Genomic DNA, 16,804 nt, shown 5'->3' with positions numbered 1-16,804 from the left:
ATGACTCCTGCGAGGTGCGGTTCGGTCCGCAATCAAAACGTTTTGGTGACGCCGAAATAGTAGTGACGGCCGTCGAGAGTCTTGTTGTAGGTCTCGTCTTCGATAGTCTTGTCGAAGGCGTTGTAGACGGTCAGGTGACCTCGCACGCTGTCAGTGAAATCGTAGTTCGCCCCGATATCGACCAGGGTGTAGGGCGGCGTGCGGGTGCCCGCCCCGCGACTGAAACCGTTGGTGAACGCTTCGCTGCGATAGGTTGCATCGGCCCAGAGGGCCAGATCCTGCGTCGCCTGCCAGTCGAGCCCGACGTTGAAGATATGCTTCGGCACGTCACTGAAGGGTTGGCCCGCCGCCGTCCCCGATGTGATCTCGGTGTCCGAGTAGGTGTAGTTCATGCCGACATCGACCGCGCCCACCGGAAAATCGAGCGTGGCCTCGATGCCGCGCAGCTCGGCCTTGTCACGGTTCACGTATTGCTGGATCCACTCGCGCGTCTGGCCATTGTAGGAACAGGCCAGTGTGCCCGGGGGCGACTGGCAGATGAATTCGCGGTCGATCTTGTCCCGGAACTCGGTATGGAAGGCGACCACACTGGCCTGAATGCCGCCGGCGCCGTCATAGACGAAGCCAAGCTCGTAGTTGAGGCTTTCCTCGGGTTGCAGGTCGGTGTTACCCCGATCCCAGCCGGCGCCGCGTCCGGCCGGTTCAACGATATTGGAATCGGCCTGCTTGAGCTCGGGCACGAGGTAGCCGCCGCTGACACCGCCCTTGAGCGTTAGGTTGTCGTTCAGCGAATACACCCCGTAAAGGCGGGGGGTGAGCGCATCGCCGTAATTCTCGTTCCGGTCCCAGCGCAGGCCCAGCGTAAGGTTGAAATCGGGCGTAAGGCTCCATTCGTCCTCGGCGAAGACCGCGTAGTGCCAGCGGTCGAGATCGGTGTCGATCGATCCCGCGAACCGGCCCGCGTCATGCCGCGTGCGCTCGTCCTTGTAGTCGAAACCGAAGGTCAGCATGTGGCTTTGCAGCGGCACCACCGTCTTGGTGTTGAAGTTGGTCTGCTCGTAACGCGAGCCGAGGTTTCCATTGGTGATGTCGACGATTTCTCGGGTCAGGAAGCTTGTCGTCTGGATGCCCTGGCCCCAACGCAGTTCATGAGTAACGGCGCCGTATTGGCGTTCGTTCTGGACGGAGCCAACATTGCCGGGTGCATTCTCTGTCGTGTTCTCGAAGTCCTGCCAAGTGTAGTTGTACTCGAATTGCAGGTCCTGATTTTCCGTGACGCCCCAGTCCAGCTTGACCCCGTGGGTGTCCCGGGTGCCGCCCGGGTAGCCGCCAGCAAAGCTGTCGCGGTACCGTTCGAAGCGCTGACCGTAAAAGGTGAGCCCCAGCTTGTCGGACAGGATCGGTCCGCTGACATAGTAGCGTCCGGCATACCCGTCGCCGCTCGCACTGTCTTCCTGCGCGGTGTAACCCAACGTGACACTGCCCCCCCATTTGTCGGGCACGTTCTTGGTGATGACGTTGATCACCCCGCCCGAGGCCGCCGAGCCATAGAGCGACGACATCGGGCCACGGATGACCTCGATCCGTTCGATGGCCGAGGCGGGCGGCAGGTAACCGCTGCGCTGGCCCGTGCCCCACCCGTTGTAGAAAGCATCCTGCGAGGCCCCGATGGGCTTGCCGTCGATCAGCATGAGGACGTAATCCTCGCCAAGGCCGCGAATGGTGATGTTGTCCCCACCGAGTTTGCCGCCCTTTTCGACCGAGACACCGGCGGTGTCGCGCAGAAGATCGGCGATGGTCTCGACCGAGCGACCCTCGAAGTCTTCGGCGTCGATCACGGTGATCGAGGCGGGCGCGTCGGTCAGCAACTGCTCGAACCCGGCGGCGGTCAAGACCAGCGTGCCGAGGTCATGCGCGCCGTCGTCCTGCGCAAGTGCCATACCGGGCAGGGCGACGCTGGAAAGAGCAAGGGCGCGGGTGAGATGCGGTATCGGACGGAGGAAGGAAAGTTTCTTGTGGTTCATGTGCTGTCCCATGCGTTCGGCGCACGTGCTTCACTCGCGAAGGCGCGCGCATCATTTCATTGGATAGCTGGGGAGAACCTTGCTTTGGTTTTCGGTGGCTCTGCTCTGATCTCACGCCATCGCAGACGCGCGCCAAGAGTTCGACCGGAATATAATCGCGTTCTCTCCTATGGATTGCGTTTGGAGTCAAGCGGATGGCAATGCCGAACACCCAACACACCAAAATTGATCGGCTACCCGGGCGCGGATGTGTCGTAGATATGCCGTTACGCGCGGGACATTTTCTCTAATCTCCCAAGTTTGGGAAGAAGGAGATGTTCATGGCTAAAGATCAACGCGAGATTCAGCGCAAATTGCGGATACTGCGACATCTGGAGGAGACCGGTCACGTCGCGAGGACTTGCCGCTATTTCGGGACAGGTCGATCCAGCTTCTACCGTTGGCGTCAAGCCTATGCGGAGTGCGGCGAAGCTGGCCTGATCAATGCACCGCCCATTCCCAAGTGGCATGCCAATCGGACGCCGCCTGAGCGTGAGGACAAGGTGCTTTATCGACGACGCAAGTATCATCTCGGCCCGATACGGATCGTCTGGTACCTGGAGCGCTATCACGGCATCCAAAAACATCCGGATGCGGACCGTTCCGGCGTCTCGACCAACGACCCATTGACCAGCACATTGGCGCAAAGAATCCTCTTGATGAAGAAGATAACGATACTCCGACCTTCAAAAGCGTGACTGGGTTTGCCCCATTGCGCTCGCTTCTGAAGGCCATACGCGAGCACAAGATCGCCGAGTTTCCGGCGCCCTCCATTCCATCATTGTCATCCAAGCATCGCCGAGACATTTGACCCGCTCGCGGACGATCGCGGACAGCGGCATCCCGCTGAAACCTGCCCTGATCCGATTTTCGGCGTGGCACTCGATGACCAACCCTATAGCCAGAGCAAAAATGGAGCGAGTCGAGTCGCTAGCTGATAAGAGCAGGAGCAGAGCAGTACCGTGTCTTCCCACCACCCCAGGGGCCGGCCCGAAGGCGTGCCGGCGATTGTCAAGCCATTCCAGATTCGCGGTCGGTTCCTGACCGCACTCGCCATCCGGCTCGAAGGTGCTCCGCCTGACGACACCTTTTACCAGGCACTGGACGAACAGTTGCAGCAGACGCCGCAGTTCTTTTCCGAGGCTCCGGTGGTGCTCGATTTCGCCAAGGCCCCCGGCATCGCCACGACCGACAAGATACGCGGGCTCACGAAGGCGCTGCGCGAACGCAACCTGCTGGTTTTCGGTGTGCAGAACGCGGGACCCGTGGATCAACCGGCCCTGCAGGCCATGGGGCTCATTCCGATCGTCGCCGCCGGACGGGACGCACCGGGTCCGAATGATGGCGCTCGCCGCAAGCGTGGGATCGAGAAGTTGCTACCGCCTGACAACAAGATCGTTACCGTCCCGGTCCGATCCGGCCAAACGGTCGTCGCCGAACGCGGTGACTTGACCATCGTCGGCTCCGTGGCATCGGGCGCGGAACTGGTCGCCAGTGGCAATATTCATGTTTACGGCACCTTGAGGGGCCGGGCCATGGCAGGCGCGCATGGCGACGCGAAAGCGCGCATCTTCTGCCAGAAACTCGACGCTGAACTGGTGGCTGTCGCCGGTCTCTACCAGACCAGCGAGACGCTCGCTCCCGAGGCACGCGGGCGTTGCGCGCAAATTTTCCTCGAAGACGAGAAACTATGCATGGAGGCGATCACATGACGGAGCAATTGAAGGAAGATCCGCCCTTCGGCCGGGTCGTCGTTATCACGTCGGGCAAGGGCGGTGTTGGCAAGACAACCTCGGCCGCGGCCATCTCGGCCGGCCTGGCCAAGATGGGTTACAAGACCGTCGTGATCGACTTCGACGTCGGCCTTCGTAACCTCGACATGACCATGGGTTGCGAACGCCGCGTGGTGTTCGACTTCATCAACGTCATCCAGGGTGATGCGCGGCTCAAGCAGGCGCTGATCCGTGACAAGCGGTTGGAAAATCTCTCCATCCTGCCCACCTCGCAGACGCGCGACAAGGACGCCCTGACGAAGGAGGGGGTCGAGACAGTGTTAAACGAACTGAAGCAGGAGTTCGACTACATCATCTGCGACAGCCCTGCCGGAATCGAACGCGGTGCGCAGCTCGCGATGTATTTCGCCGACGAGGCTGTGGTCGTGACCAATCCCGAGGTCTCTTCCGTGCGAGACAGTGATCGCGTACTTGGCCTGCTGAGCAGCCAGACGCGGCGCGCGGAAACCGAAGGCTCCGAACCCGTCAAGGCACAGGTCCTGCTGACACGCCACGACCGGACGCGGATAGAGAACGGCGAGATGATGACGGTCGAGGACGTGCTGGAAATCCTGGCAGTGCCCTTGCTGGGCATCATTCCCGAAAGTCAGGCTGTTCTGCGCGCGTCGAATATCGGCACGCCCGTCATACTGGACGAACCATCGGCTGCGTCCCGATCCTACGAGGACGCGGTTGCGCGGCTAACCGGCCAGGAGGTGGAGATGCGGATCGCGGGCGAGCGTCGCCCGGGGATCTTTCACCGGCTGTTTGGACGGTCGGCATGAACCTTTTCGGCCTTAATCTCGGATCGCGCCGTGCGAAGTCGGCACAGACGGCCAAGGATCGCCTTCAGATCCTGCTTGCGCATGAACGCAGCCGTGGCTCCGGCACACCGGACTACCTGCCGGACCTTCAGCGGGACATCGTGCAGGCGGTCCGGAAATACGTCGATATCGAGATCGAAGATGTCGACGTCCGGATGGACCGGAGCAGGGACATCTCAAGCCTCGAGATCAATGTCGAGATTCCCGCTGACAAAAAGCCCGGATCGGACTCGAAGACCTGAGGGCACGGCTCCGTCCAGGCCTTACACGCCCGTTGCTCCAGCGCCGGTCATGCACCAACGATCAGACGGAAACGCTCGCAGTGAACAGCCCACGGCGAATGTCGGTTGCCTATGCGAAAGCCGGTGGGCAAACAAGTTGGCAATGCCATCACATATTATTCCTGCGGACAGTACTGTTTCCGGGCTGCATCGACAAGCGCCTGAACCGAAAGACTCACTCCGCCCGGACCGGTCAGCGTCTGGCGATCAAAATCGGCTTTCCACTCCATGCCGTCCGCAGCTTGAACCAGCTCCGACAGCGCAATCGCCGCAATCCTCGGATTGAACCGCCGGTCGATCAACCCGGTGCGTGTGAAATAGCCGCGATCTGCGTCCTCAAGCGTATCGAGAACAATGTCGATGTCGAAGGCGAAGGATGCCATCGCGGTTTTCACGAACCGTTCGGTGTTCGCCTCTTCGTCGAGGAAGGCCTCCGCCGGGCTCGCGCCGGTCGATTTCACGTAAAGCGTGACATGCGCCCCGCTATCGGCGGCGAAGTCATTCAGCGCCTTTGCTTTGGCCCACGGATCGTCGTCGCGCATGATCGTGAACTGGAAACCGTCCACCAAACCCGGCGCCGCGGCCATAAGGGACTTCAACTCGCCGATTTCCTGTGTCGTGAAGCCGTGACTGATCAGGTGGTTGAACTGCTTGCCGGAATGTTTTGCTCCGTCTTTGCGGTTGACGCGCGACAGGATGATCTTGCACCCTGTCCCCTCGTGCAGCGCGCGGATCTCGTCTTCGAGCGATGTCACGTCTTCCCAGTTGAGCACCAGTTCGAGGCGATCGACCAAGTCCGAATGCGCTTTCAGAACTTCAAGCTGCGCCGGATTGGGCATGCCGTAGAGATAGACTTGGAAGGTGTGACCGACGTCGACCATGAGTGCCATCCGCCGCCGCACACGCTCATCGGTCAGATCGTGAAGTGGAACGCGCAGACCGCGTAGTCCCATTTCCCACATCGCCATGACAGGATAATCGTTGCGCGCGACCTTACGCTGAAACTCATCCACGCCCCCCGAGGGCGCTATGACCATTTCCTCGGCCCAGCCACGCCGCAGATCGACGAACAGGCGATCATGCGCCGTCGTCTTCACGTGCGGGTGTTGGGGGGGGGCAGCGGGTGCGGCGGCGCCTTCCGCCATGCCCTGACCATAGCTGCGGTGATACTTCGCGACATGGCCGTTTTCAAAGATCTCGAGCGTAAGGAAACCGAGCTTCGCGGTATCGTTGCGCCCCTTCTGCGACCCTCCGTCGATCCGGTACATCTCGGAATAGTCGTGCCGCACGAAGCAGGTTGACGGCGTCACGTAATACTCGGTCTCGCCGATCCGGTCGTACCAGAAGTTATGCACGTGCGCAGCGAACACGGCTTCGGGCTGATACTTTCGGATCAGGTCAAGGAACCAGGTCCGCCCCGGCTCTTCGTAGTTGTCGTAGGAACTCGGCTCATCAGTGCTGTTGATATACGGCGGGTAGTGGGTGAACACGAAAATCCGGGCCCCCGCGTTGCTTTCGAGATACGCTTCGAACCACGCCGCCTGTTCGGCCTCTTCCGGCTGACCGGAGTTGACGAGAGGCGAGTTCAGCATCACGAAGTGGATCCCGTTTTCCTCCACGGCGAAAAAGTCGCGCCCGAAGGTGTCGCGGTAAAGCTGCGAAAACTCGGGGTTCACCATCCCCGCCGGCATCCATTTCACGGGTTTGTCGCCAATATCGTGGTTGCCCGGCATGAGATAAAGCGGCGCGTTGAGCGTCGACGCGAGCTTTTGGAAGTTCTCGGCTGCCGGAGCATAGCTAGGCAATTCCGGAACCGGATTAATCATGTCCCCGAGATGAATAACGAGCGCCGGATCGATTGCGTTGATCTGCGCGAAGATGTGCCGTGCACGAGGGTTGGCCTGCGCGTTCGCCGGATAGGGCGACGCGGACTGGTCCTCTGCTTCGTTCACATGGGTGTCCGAAACGAGGCAGGCTTTCAGTTTAAGGGCACCGCTGGGTCTCTTGGTCATGTAACTCATTCCTGTAGATTGCAGTTTGATTCGGATCGAGAATTCAAGCGTCGGCCTTGTGCGGCCAGCCGCGCTTGCGATTGGATCTTATGATCGAGATGAGGGCGATAATGGTCAGCCCGTAGAAAACCAGGGCGATCGGGCTCTGGACCAGGACCATCGGGTCGCCGTGCGAGGCTGCCAGCGACCGGCGCAGTCCGCGTTCCAGCATCGGCCCCAGGATGAACGCGATAATGAGGGGGATCACCGGCAGCCCACAGCGGCCCATCACGAGTGCCGCGACCCCCGCCGCGATCATGACGCCGATGTCGAAGACGTTGTTGTTGACGGAATAGGTGCCGACGAGGCAAAGCGTGATGATGCCGGGGAAGATGTAACTGGTGGGAAGTCGGCTGACGTGCCGTCCGAGCCGGATGAAGATCAGACCGACAACGCGTAGCGCCAGATCGCACATCAGCAGCGCGATGAAGAGACCGTAGACGAGGTCCTGGTGCATGACGAAAAGCATCGGACCGGGCTGGATATTGAACACAAGAAGCGCGCCCAGCATGATTGCAGTAACAACGTCACCCGGAATACCAAGCGTTAGCAGCGGGGCAAGCGTGGAGCCGTTGACGCCATTGTTGCCCGCCTCCGCCGCCGCGATCCCTTCGAGCGAGCCAGTGCCGAAGGCCTCCGGAGCCTTCGAGCGTTTCTTTGCCTGATCATAGCTGACGAAAGCGGCTGGGGTCGCCCCAAGGCCCGGGATCACGCCCAAGACGAGACCGATCAAGCCCCCGCGCACCATGTGCGGCAGGCTGGTCCGGAACTCTTCGCGGGTCAGCTTGTCGTTCGAATCCACTTCGACCGAGCGCGCGATCGCGCTCGGCTTGTCGTGTCTGCGCGCCCTGGTAAGCTGCGCCACGAATTCGGGAAGCGCGAACATTCCGATGAGCAGCGGCACGAAGCTGATGCCGCTGAGCAGGTTCACATTCCCGAAGTCAAAGCGCCCGGATCCCTCGATCGGGTCCATGCCAATGGTCGAGAGGGCGAAGCCGAGCGCCGCCGAAATCAAGCCGAGAACGAGCGACTTTCCCGAAAGACTTCCGACGATCATCACTGCGAACAATATGAGTGCAAAATACTCTGGCGATTTGAAATAGATCGCCACCTGCGCTAGCAGCGGGAACAGCAGAATGACCAGCACCGTGCTGGTGACGTCGCCAACCATTGACGCAAGGTTGGCCATCTGAAGCGCCTTGCCTGCCCGGTTCTGCTTGGTCAGCGCGAAACCGTCAGCCGTCGTACAGGCCGCCGCTGGCGTGCCGGGCGTGTTGAACAGGATCGCCGAGATCGACCCGCCGTAGATCGCCCCGACGTAGACCGCGCTCAAAAGCGACAGGGCGGTCAGTGGCTCCAGGCTGAAACTGAACGGAAGCACAAATGCCACCGCTAGGCTGATGCTGAGCCCTGGCAACGCGCCAAAGAAGCACCCGATGAACACGCCGAAGAAGATGGTCAGCACGTTGTTCCAGGTCATGAACATTTCGGCACCGCCCATGAGGCCTGTGCCAAGATCCGAAAAGTAGGTGCCGATTGCGACGAGAATATCTGACATGGAATTGATCCGAGTTCAGGGAAGCCAGGCGCTGATTGCGCCCTGCGGCAGGGGGATCGCAGCGAGCCTTGTAAAGAACAGGTAAACAAGGAGCGTGCCGATGGCTGAGATTGAGATGACCTGGGTGTGGCTCCGCACGCGGAAGGCATACGTGAACCCGAGAAGCGTGAAGAAACAGGTAGCGAGCAGCCCGATCAGCAGGATCGCGACGTAGACAATCGCGAAGACCAAGACGGAAAGGAAGATCCAACGCCATGGGACCGAGGTACTGTCCGCTTCGTCTCCGGCATCCGCGTCAGGCGTCTCCAGGCCGTGGTCATGCCCCAGGGCAACCTGCACCAGCCGGATGAGGGCGAAAAGACCGACGAGGGCTGCGGTCGCCGTCGGAAAGAACCTTGGGCCGAGGCCGGGGCTGCCTCCGCCGAAGACCGAAACCTGCACGGGAATTGCCCAGAACATGACCAGCAGGCTGGCTGCGACCAGTATGGCGGGCATGACAAAATAGGCGCATCGTTTCATGACACGGTATCCTTGTCAGGCAGGTTGGACTAATGGCGAAGGCGGGTCTGCGGATCAGCGCAGTCCGATGTTTTCCGCGATGGCGCGGTAGCGATCATAGTCGTTCGCGACAAACTCGGTGAACGCCGCCGACGGCATGTAGCCGGCCTCGTCGCCAAGCGAACTGATCGCTTCTAGCCATTCCTCGGTTTCCGTCGCCTGCTTCACTGCGTCCTGCCAGACGGTCAGCACGTCTTCCGGCAGGTCCTTCGGGCCGGCCACGCCACGCCATCCAACGATCGACACGTCGGGATGGTCGAGTTCGACATAAGTCGGCACATCCGGCAACGCCTCCAGTCGTTCCGGCGTCGTCACCGCCAGGGCCTGCACCTGCCCCGCCTCGATTGCCGAAGAGAAGCTCGGAAGGTTCCCCTGCACGAAATCCACTTCGCCCTGCATCAGGGCAAGCAGCGCACCGTTGTCGCTGTCGTAATGGACGGGGCGGATGCTGTCCGCGGCCAGCCCGAGGCTTTCGGCCAGCATGATCGGACCAAGATGCGTAACCTGCCCAGCCCCGGCGGTCCCATAGCGCATGGGCGCGTCGGCATTCGCGAGCGTCTCGGCGAAGGCAGCGAAATCTTCATATGCGCCGTCCGGCAGGATCAGGACGTTCGGGTTTATTTGGGTGCGCGCCGCGTAGGACACGCTGTCGTAGGAATAATTGAGGTCCGGGCTCAGGGCCGGGCGTAACGCGAGCGCGCCGATGGCAGCCATGATCATGGTATAGCCGTCCGCGTCCGTTTCCATGATCTGGGTCACGCCAACGGCACCGCCCGCGCCCGGCACGTTGACGACTGCCACCGGCTGGCCAAGATACTCCGGCAGTACGTTCGCGAGGGCACGTGCGGCCAGATCGGTAGCGCCACCGGCCCCAAAGGGAACGACGAGCCGCACCGGTTTGTCGGGAAAGTCCTGCGCGAGGGCAAGGCCCGCGGCCATCACCGTCGCGGTCATCGCAGCGACCGAAAGAGCCGCACGCCGTGTTAATGTCTTACCAGTCATTTTTCTCTCCTGTTGGGTTCATTTTTTAGTTTCTTTTGGGCTTTGGCCGCGTGCAGAACGCGAACCGGTCCAGAGCTAGGCGGGCTGCAGCATGATCGAGTGGGGTTTCGCTCACCACAATCTCTCCGTCCCACCCAAAGGGATCGGAAGAATTGGGGCGCAAGGCATCCTCGATACCCGCGCGATAGGTATCGACCTGCGCGACCGGCCCCCAGAGCAGAATGGCGTCCGGCGAGGTCACCGTGACCGCCGATTTCAACGCCTGCCCCAGGTAATGACCGGCAGTTCTGAAGGCGGAACTCACAGCCTCATCGTCCCTGCTCCGTTCGATCAGCGCGGTCAGCATCGGTACGAGTGCAGCATCGTGCGGGCCAGGCGCGGCATATTCTTCCACCAGCCCCAACATGCGCAGCACCGCGAAACCAGACGCCACGGTGGCAAGGCATCCCTTGCGCCCGCAGTTGCATCCGTGGCCAATGCCGTTCACCGGCATGTGGCCCATCGTCGCGACCACCGGCTGTCGTCCGCGCAGGAGGTTTCCATCGACGATGCAGCTTGCCCCGATCCCCAGCGCGACAGACACGAGAAGCGTGTTCTGCATACCGCCCCCCTTGCCGAACTTCCGCTCGGTTTCGTTCAGGGCGTTCTGCATACTGTCCACGAACACCGGCAGACCGAGGTCCGCGCCGACCAGGTCGGCGACGGCCACGTCGTTCCAGCCCAGGTCCGGCGAGGTAGCGATCCACCGCCCCGTTCGGTCGACTTGGCCGACACAAGCGACGCCCACCGCCAGCAATGTCGATTCAGGAACACCGGCCTCGGCGACCAACTCCCGCGCGACCTCGGAGAGCTTTTGCAAAGTGCTTTCCGGGTCCGATTGCGCGATCCTTGGAATCTGGCGCGATGCGATGACACGCCCGGTCAGGTCCGAGACCGATGCAGATTGCCTGTAGGCATTTATAGCCAATCCCACCACATGATGCTGATCCGGTCGGAGCAGCAATTCCACTGCACGCCGACCGGCGGCCGTATTGGACAGCGCGCTGCCTTCGAGAAGGTACCCATCAGAGATCAGAGATTGCGTAACGCGCGTGATAACCGACTGGCTCACCCCGATCCGCTTGGCCAGAACCGAACGCGGAAGCGCGCCATTAAGAAGTAGTTCACCTAAAACTTGTCTAGATTGAAGCGGAAGCATTCCGAATCTCCTAATTAATTTCATTCTAGAAGAAATTAATTAGTAAGGAAAGGTTCTTCAGGTTTTGTCGCAAAGTTTTTGGTTGTTTGAAAAACGCCTTTCGCAGGACGCACTTATTCTGCGAGGGCCGCAAATTGCTTAAACGGCGAGATCCCTATTTGACCGACTTGGCCCTTGCGGATCATGTGTGCGGCCTCGATCCCAGCAAGTGTGGCGGCAGCGGAATGGAACGACTTGAATCCGAGGCTTGGCCGCGTGATGCGCTTGATAAATCGATGGTCCTGTTCAACAATATTGTTGAGATATTTCGACTGGACAATGTTGATAGTCCGTCCCGCCCGAGTGAATTTGAGGATGACGTTCAAACTTTGCAAGCCTGCCAGATTGGCGCCACTCTTGTCGATGGCAATCCGATCAGGGATACCATTTGTGCCAACCGCTTGTTTGAAGAACCTGCGCGCAGCGGCTGTGCCGCGGCGTTCAGATAACATGAAATCAAGGGTTTGGCCGTCACGGTCAACTGCGCGGTACAGGTAAGTCCACTTGCCACGAACCTTGATGTAGGTTTCGACCATCCGCCACGATTTGGCTGTTGACCGCTTTCTGGCCTGTGCCTTTTCGGCGATCAACGGTGAGAACTTCACGACCCAGCGATTCAGCGTGGCGTGATCAATTTCAACGCCGCGCTCGGCCATGATTTCCTCAAGATCTCGATATGAGACCCCGTAGCGGATATAGAAAAATACCGCGTACAAGATCACCGATCTTGGACAATGGCTGCCTTTGAAATCAATTGTCATGTTTGAGCACCCGCCTTCAAAATCAAAGACCAGTTGCTTACACAACACGGGCAACCTGCCCAACACCCAAAAGTTTGCGACAGAACCGTTCAAATTACGCCAGATCCTATCCAGGGATTGGGTGGCAATTCAGCCGACAGTGTTTTCGCCGGGTCGGAGTGTGCATTGCCATCGCCTGCACCAAAATCTTCGGTTAAAAGCGTATCTGATAGCCGTTAGCGTCATAGACGTGCACCTTCAAGCTGCACGCTTTCGGACGAAGACCAATGACTGGGTGATTACGTGGTGAACGGGCTTGCACATGCCGAACTGATCGCTGTTCTTGTCGCGGTCACAGACAATGACCCCAGGGTAATGACTGTAAATGCAGGCGATGCGTTGCCTTCGGGTCCGTTCGAATCCGAACACCGCAGTTTGCAGAGTGGCCTTCGCGTCTGGATTGAGAGTCAGACAAAGCATCCGGTGGGATATCTCGAGCAGCTTTACACCTTTGGTGATCGTGATCGTACCCCGTCTGCCGAGGGCGTGGGTGGGCAAGCTCGCCAGATATCCATTGGCTATCTCGGCCTTGTCCGCGAACAGGACGCCCTCGGCGCCGACCGGCCGCAATGGCGCGGATGGTATGACTATTTCCCGTGGGAAGATCATCGTACGGCCCGACCGGAGGTTCTGGGCGAGCTGTACGCAAGGCTGCATCATTGGGCGCAAGGCGATGAATTGCGTTGTCAGCGCATCAACTTCCTGTTCGGCCAGAATGGCATGGCCTGGAACGAGGACCTTGTTTTGCAGCGCTATGAACTGATGTTCGAGGCCGGGCTGACCGAAAACTTTATTCAATCTGGTGTGCAGGGTTTCGGACGCGTCATGACCGGAGATCACCGGCGTATCCTTGCGACCGGGATTGCGCGGCTCCGGGCAAAAATCAAATACCACCCTGTAGTGTTCGAACTGATGCCGGACTGCTTTACTCTGCTTCAGTTGCAGCGCACGGTCGAGGCTCTGTCCGGTCTGCCGTTGCACAAACCGAATTTTCGGAGGCAAATCAGCCAACAGGAGCTGATCGAAGAAACCGGAGAAATGTCGGGCGACATGCGGGGGCGGCCGGCCAAGCTGTTTCGGTACCGTAATGACATTGTGGAAGCGCGCGCTCTGACCAGTGTACGTTTGCCGGTCTCGCGGTAGTCAGGTCCAGACGGGAAGGGGAGTTGACTTAATCTCAATTGGAGCATATTCCATGTGAAAATGTACTCAAAGTGAGAATTAAGAAATCCCATGGCCGCACTTCGCCTTCCCGAGCTTTATGATCGTGTCGCAAAGATCATCCCGGAACCGGACTGGATCCAGATGGAGGGGGACATAGAGGCAATCCTACAGCTCAAACGCGATAAGCGTGCGGTGATACTTGCGCACAATTACCAGACCCCGGAAATCTTTCATGGGGTCGCCGATATTGTAGGGGACAGCCTGGCGCTGGCACGGCAGGCCATCGAAGTTGAGGCGGATGTGATCGTGCTGGCAGGGGTGCATTTCATGGCGGAGACGGCGAAGCTGCTGAACCCCGGAAAAACTGTTCTGATCCCGGATACCGGCGCGGGTTGCTCATTGGCGGAATCGATCACGCCGGCGGATATCGGGCTGTTGCGGCAGGCCAATCCCGGCGTGCCGGTCGTTACTTATGTGAACACATCGGCAGCCGTGAAGGCCGCGTCGGATATCTGCTGCACGTCCGGCAATGCGAAACAGGTGGTCGAGTCGTTGGGCGTCCCCAAAGTGTTGATGGTGCCGGACGAATACCTTGCCAGGAACGTGGCCAAGGAAACGGAGGTGGAAATCATTTCCTGGAATGGCCATTGCGAGGTGCATGAACTGTTCACGGCGGCGGACGTGCGCGGCATCCGCGAGGGGTGGCCCGGAGTAACTGTACTGGCTCATCCAGAATGCCCGCCCGAAGTTGTCGCGGAGGCTGATTTCTCGGGCTCGACCGCCGTAATGTCAGATTATGTCGGGCAGAAAGGACTGAACCGAGTGGTCCTGCTGACGGAATGTTCCATGAGCGATAACGTTTCTGTGGATCACCCGGATGTGGAGTTCGTGCGCCCGTGCAACTTGTGCCCTCACATGAAGCAGATCAGTCTGCGTAATATCCGGGTCGCGCTGGAAAAGGGAACTCACGAGGTTGTAGTGGACCCGACCATCGCTGAAGATGCCCGGCGCGCCGTAGAGCGGATGCTGGCGATCTGATGCAGGACCGTTTCACACCCTTCGATGGTCGGGAAACGGCCGCGATCACTCCGCCACCCCGTTCGGTCATCGAAAACGCGGTCCGGCGCGCACTAGATGAAGACTTGGGGATGGCCGGGGATGTGACCTCGGCGGCAGTGATCCCAGCCGACCATTGTTCGGTGGGTACCGCCATCACGCGCCAACCCGGCATTATTGCCGGGATGGACTGCGCGGAGCTGGCCTGCGCCCTGATCGACCCCGGCATCGCCGTCACCCGCCATGTCGAGGACGGCGCCGCTGTTCTGCCCGGTTCAAGGGTCGCGACCTTCCGGGGATCGTCACGCAGCATCCTGACCGCGGAGCGCACCGCATTGAATTTCCTGTGTCACCTTTCCGGGGTCGCTACGGCTACCGCTGGTCTGGTCCGTGCCGTAGACGGGACGAAAGCGGCCATCGTTTGCACCCGGAAGACGACACCCGGCCTGCGCGCACTCGAGAAGTACGCGGTGCGCGCGGGTGGCGGTATGAACCACCGCTTCTCGCTCGGCGATGCGGTGCTTATCAAGGACAACCATATCGCGCTGGCGGGCGGAATCGGCCCGGCACTCAAGCGAGCACAGTCCGAAATCGGGCACATGGTGAAGATCGAAATCGAGGTCGACACGCTAGAGCAACTGGCCGAGGTGCTGACGATTGGCGCCGACGCCGTGTTGCTTGACAACATGGAGCCTGGCACCCTGCGTAAAGCTGTAGTCATGATCGACGGGCGTGCGATCACCGAGGCGTCAGGTGGCGTTACACCGGAGACCGTTGCCGAGGTGGCGGCCTCGGGCGTGGACCTGATCTCGCTTGGCTGGATTACGCACAGCGCTCCAGTGCTCGATATCGGACTGGATTTCGTCTCGGCAGAGCGATGATGCGCCGCTTCTGGAGGTGTGCGGTGCTGTGCATGAGCCAACCCGGTGGCGGCTGAAAGGCTGGGCAAGTTTTAGATTTGAGAAAGAAACAGTCTGTGAGCTGTGGGTGATTGAGCTCGCAACCCTAAATTTTGAGCAACCGTTCCGAATAGCCGGATACAGCGTTGCATCTTGAATTCCACTGAATGGCTGTTTCATATCTACGATCCATAAGGCGCCTGAGAAAATGCCTAGCAATTTAAATTTTTGCTAGGCATATTGTGCCAAGCAAAACATGAAAGTGATAGGCATGCCTTCCCTCAGCAGCATCGCAATGAGCGCATATACCGATTTGGTACGTCTCTTAAGGGATGAAGCAGTCTCCGGAGTGAAAGGCAAGCCGACGCTGAAAAAACGCGGCAACAAGGCGTATTGGTACGCCGCGCGCCGCGTCGGACACGACACGCGTTTCTTCTATATCGGTGAAGATAACGAGGAAACGCGTGGACGCATCGACCGCATCGAAGAACTGCAAGAAACTGCCAAAGAGCGGCAGGCCGAGCAATCTCGCCTGGTCCGACTGCTTCGTGCCGAAGGCATGACACCGACCGATCGGGCGACGGGCTCAATTTTATCTGCGATGGCAGATGCGGGGACGTTCAGATTGGGCGGCACAATTGTCGGTACGAATGCGTTTCGCCTATATGAAGGCGAGCTTGGGGTACGGCTGCCATTGGGCGGGATGGCGAACACCGGCGACATCGACATCGCACAGTTCCAAAAGCTCAGCGTCGCGTTGCGGGACCAAGTTGACCCAAGTCTGGCCGAGACCTTTTCGGCGTTGAAGTTCGATCCGGTGCCCGGGCTCGACAAAGGGCGGACATGGCGATGGACGCAAGGGGGCAGCGGCCAATTGGTCGAGTTCCTGACGCCTGCTTTCGGGGACGAGAGCGTTAAGGACCTACCCGCGCTTGGTGTCAACGCGCAGGCACTCAACTACCTCAATTTCCTTATTGCGGAGCCGATTTATGCAGCGGCCATCTATAGGTCAGGGATACTGGTCCAGGTGCCGCGTCCGGAGCGCTACGCAATTCACAAGTTGATTATCGCGGATCGTCGGCGCGACGGGGCAGGGAGCCTGAAGGCAGTCAAGGATAGGGAACAGGCTGCGTTTCTCATAGAAACGCTGGCGGAGGATCGGCCTGACGATATATCACGAGCATATGCCGCGGCCCAGGATGTCGGCCCTCGCTGGCGGGAGCACATTGCAAACTCACTTGACCGCATGCCTGAAACGCATGACATTTTGAGCAGACTTTAACGTCGATCATCGTAGCGACGATGTACATTTCATCACTGGCACGGCGATCATCGCCATGGTGATGATGTCGACCAGCCCGATCTCTGTCCGTCTTCAGAGTTTTTCGGACAAGTCGTTTGTTTTGGTAACGGAGGCTCTGGTTCGGTTTCTGTTTGAGTTTAGGCGGCCGCGGCTTTGTGCTGCAACCGGCGCTTTCGGATTGTCTGTTTCTTGATCTCCTCTCTCATTTTCAGGATCGTCCGACCCCGACCGTGGTA

At 59.6% G+C, this 16,804-nt stretch carries 14 protein-coding genes and 1 pseudogene; 8 read left to right on the top strand and 7 right to left on the bottom strand.

From position 1 onward, the window contains the following. Window positions 1-32: 32 nt before the first annotated feature. A complete protein-coding gene (locus C2I35_RS08080) occupies window positions 33-2,024 on the bottom strand; it encodes a TonB-dependent receptor domain-containing protein (protein ID WP_170067160.1) in 1,992 nt (663 codons plus the stop codon). A gap of 320 nt (window positions 2,025-2,344) precedes the next feature. Between C2I35_RS08080 and C2I35_RS08075 the strand changes: the two are divergent. The 4 genes and pseudogenes from C2I35_RS08075 to minE form a co-directional block, all read left to right on the top strand. Continuing rightward, window positions 2,345-2,644, top strand: a pseudogene (locus tag C2I35_RS08075) (helix-turn-helix domain-containing protein); the annotation flags it as partial. Window positions 2,645-3,025: 381 nt separating this feature from the next. Then, window positions 3,026-3,775, top strand: a complete 750-nt coding sequence (minC, locus tag C2I35_RS08070; RefSeq protein ID WP_103762544.1) for a septum site-determining protein MinC — start codon at window positions 3,026-3,028, stop codon at window positions 3,773-3,775. Then, complete coding sequence (minD, locus tag C2I35_RS08065) at window positions 3,772-4,620, top strand: septum site-determining protein MinD (protein ID WP_103762543.1); 849 nt, start codon at window positions 3,772-3,774, stop codon at window positions 4,618-4,620. The genes minC and minD overlap by 4 nt, the downstream gene beginning before the upstream one ends. Beyond that, window positions 4,617-4,901, top strand: a complete 285-nt coding sequence (minE, locus tag C2I35_RS08060) for a cell division topological specificity factor MinE (RefSeq protein WP_103762542.1) — start codon at window positions 4,617-4,619, stop codon at window positions 4,899-4,901. Before minD ends, minE begins: the two co-directional genes overlap by 4 nt. A gap of 155 nt (window positions 4,902-5,056) precedes the next feature. Here minE and C2I35_RS08055 read toward each other — a convergent pair whose 3' ends face one another. The 6 genes from C2I35_RS08055 to C2I35_RS08030 form a co-directional block, all read right to left on the bottom strand. Next, entirely contained in the window at window positions 5,057-6,952 is a 1,896-nt protein-coding gene (locus C2I35_RS08055; RefSeq protein WP_170067159.1) for a metallophosphoesterase family protein, read from the bottom strand. 43 nt (window positions 6,953-6,995) lie between these two features. After that, window positions 6,996-8,549: a tripartite tricarboxylate transporter permease gene (locus C2I35_RS08050; protein WP_103762540.1), complete on the bottom strand. Its 1,554-nt coding sequence runs from the start codon at window positions 8,547-8,549 to the stop codon at window positions 6,996-6,998. A 15-nt stretch (window positions 8,550-8,564) separates the two neighbouring features. Then, the gene (locus C2I35_RS08045; RefSeq protein ID WP_103762539.1) at window positions 8,565-9,068 is read right to left on the bottom strand and encodes a tripartite tricarboxylate transporter TctB family protein; all 504 of its coding nucleotides are present in this window, start codon (window positions 9,066-9,068) and stop codon (window positions 8,565-8,567) included. 54 nt (window positions 9,069-9,122) lie between these two features. After that, window positions 9,123-10,109, bottom strand: a complete 987-nt coding sequence (locus C2I35_RS08040; protein WP_103762538.1) for a Bug family tripartite tricarboxylate transporter substrate binding protein — start codon at window positions 10,107-10,109, stop codon at window positions 9,123-9,125. Between the two features lie 25 nt (window positions 10,110-10,134). Further along, the gene (locus tag C2I35_RS08035; RefSeq protein WP_170067158.1) at window positions 10,135-11,307 is read right to left on the bottom strand and encodes an ROK family transcriptional regulator; all 1,173 of its coding nucleotides are present in this window, start codon (window positions 11,305-11,307) and stop codon (window positions 10,135-10,137) included. Window positions 11,308-11,420: 113 nt separating this feature from the next. After that, window positions 11,421-12,107, bottom strand: a complete 687-nt coding sequence (locus tag C2I35_RS08030; RefSeq protein WP_103762536.1) for an IS6 family transposase — start codon at window positions 12,105-12,107, stop codon at window positions 11,421-11,423. Between the two features lie 285 nt (window positions 12,108-12,392). Here C2I35_RS08030 and C2I35_RS08025 point away from each other — a divergent pair, with 285 nt between their 5' ends. The 4 genes from C2I35_RS08025 (at window position 12,393) to C2I35_RS08010 (ending at window position 16,547) form a co-directional block, all read left to right on the top strand. Continuing rightward, window positions 12,393-13,289 carry an NUDIX hydrolase gene (locus C2I35_RS08025; RefSeq protein WP_245890447.1) on the top strand — a complete coding sequence of 299 codons (897 nt, stop codon included), beginning with the start codon at window positions 12,393-12,395 and terminating at the stop codon, window positions 13,287-13,289. 90 nt (window positions 13,290-13,379) lie between these two features. Continuing rightward, window positions 13,380-14,348 (top strand): quinolinate synthase NadA, encoded by a 969-nt coding sequence (nadA, locus tag C2I35_RS08020; RefSeq protein WP_103762534.1) that lies wholly within the window; start codon window positions 13,380-13,382, stop codon window positions 14,346-14,348. Next, entirely contained in the window at window positions 14,348-15,247 is a 900-nt protein-coding gene (nadC, locus tag C2I35_RS08015) for a carboxylating nicotinate-nucleotide diphosphorylase (RefSeq protein WP_103762533.1), read from the top strand. The genes nadA and nadC overlap by 1 nt, the downstream gene beginning before the upstream one ends. A gap of 313 nt (window positions 15,248-15,560) precedes the next feature. Beyond that, window positions 15,561-16,547: a nucleotidyltransferase family protein gene (locus C2I35_RS08010; protein WP_245890446.1), complete on the top strand. Its 987-nt coding sequence runs from the start codon at window positions 15,561-15,563 to the stop codon at window positions 16,545-16,547. The last annotated feature ends 257 nt before the right edge of the window (window positions 16,548-16,804 follow it).

The organism is Roseovarius confluentis (assembly GCF_002917925.1).
GTDB classification, from domain to species: domain Bacteria; phylum Pseudomonadota; class Alphaproteobacteria; order Rhodobacterales; family Rhodobacteraceae; genus Roseovarius; species Roseovarius confluentis.
This window is presented reverse-complemented; position numbering and strand designations above follow the sequence as displayed.

Coding starts and splice junctions, on each gene's coding strand:
- C2I35_RS08080 (WP_170067160.1), bottom strand. CDS start 2,024: ATGAACCACAAGAAACTTTCCTTCCTCCGTCCGATACCGCATCTCACC.
- minD (WP_103762543.1), top strand. CDS start 3,772: ATGACGGAGCAATTGAAGGAAGATCCGCCCTTCGGCCGGGTCGTCGTT.
- minE (WP_103762542.1), top strand. CDS start 4,617: ATGAACCTTTTCGGCCTTAATCTCGGATCGCGCCGTGCGAAGTCGGCA.
- C2I35_RS08055 (WP_170067159.1), bottom strand. CDS start 6,952: ATGACCAAGAGACCCAGCGGTGCCCTTAAACTGAAAGCCTGCCTCGTT.
- C2I35_RS08050 (WP_103762540.1), bottom strand. CDS start 8,549: ATGTCAGATATTCTCGTCGCAATCGGCACCTACTTTTCGGATCTTGGC.
- C2I35_RS08045 (WP_103762539.1), bottom strand. CDS start 9,068: ATGAAACGATGCGCCTATTTTGTCATGCCCGCCATACTGGTCGCAGCC.
- C2I35_RS08040 (WP_103762538.1), bottom strand. CDS start 10,109: ATGACTGGTAAGACATTAACACGGCGTGCGGCTCTTTCGGTCGCTGCG.
- C2I35_RS08035 (WP_170067158.1), bottom strand. CDS start 11,307: ATGCTTCCGCTTCAATCTAGACAAGTTTTAGGTGAACTACTTCTTAAT.
- C2I35_RS08030 (WP_103762536.1), bottom strand. CDS start 12,107: ATGACAATTGATTTCAAAGGCAGCCATTGTCCAAGATCGGTGATCTTG.
- nadA (WP_103762534.1), top strand. CDS start 13,380: ATGGCCGCACTTCGCCTTCCCGAGCTTTATGATCGTGTCGCAAAGATC.
- nadC (WP_103762533.1), top strand. CDS start 14,348: ATGCAGGACCGTTTCACACCCTTCGATGGTCGGGAAACGGCCGCGATC.
- C2I35_RS08010 (WP_245890446.1), top strand. CDS start 15,561: ATGAGCGCATATACCGATTTGGTACGTCTCTTAAGGGATGAAGCAGTC.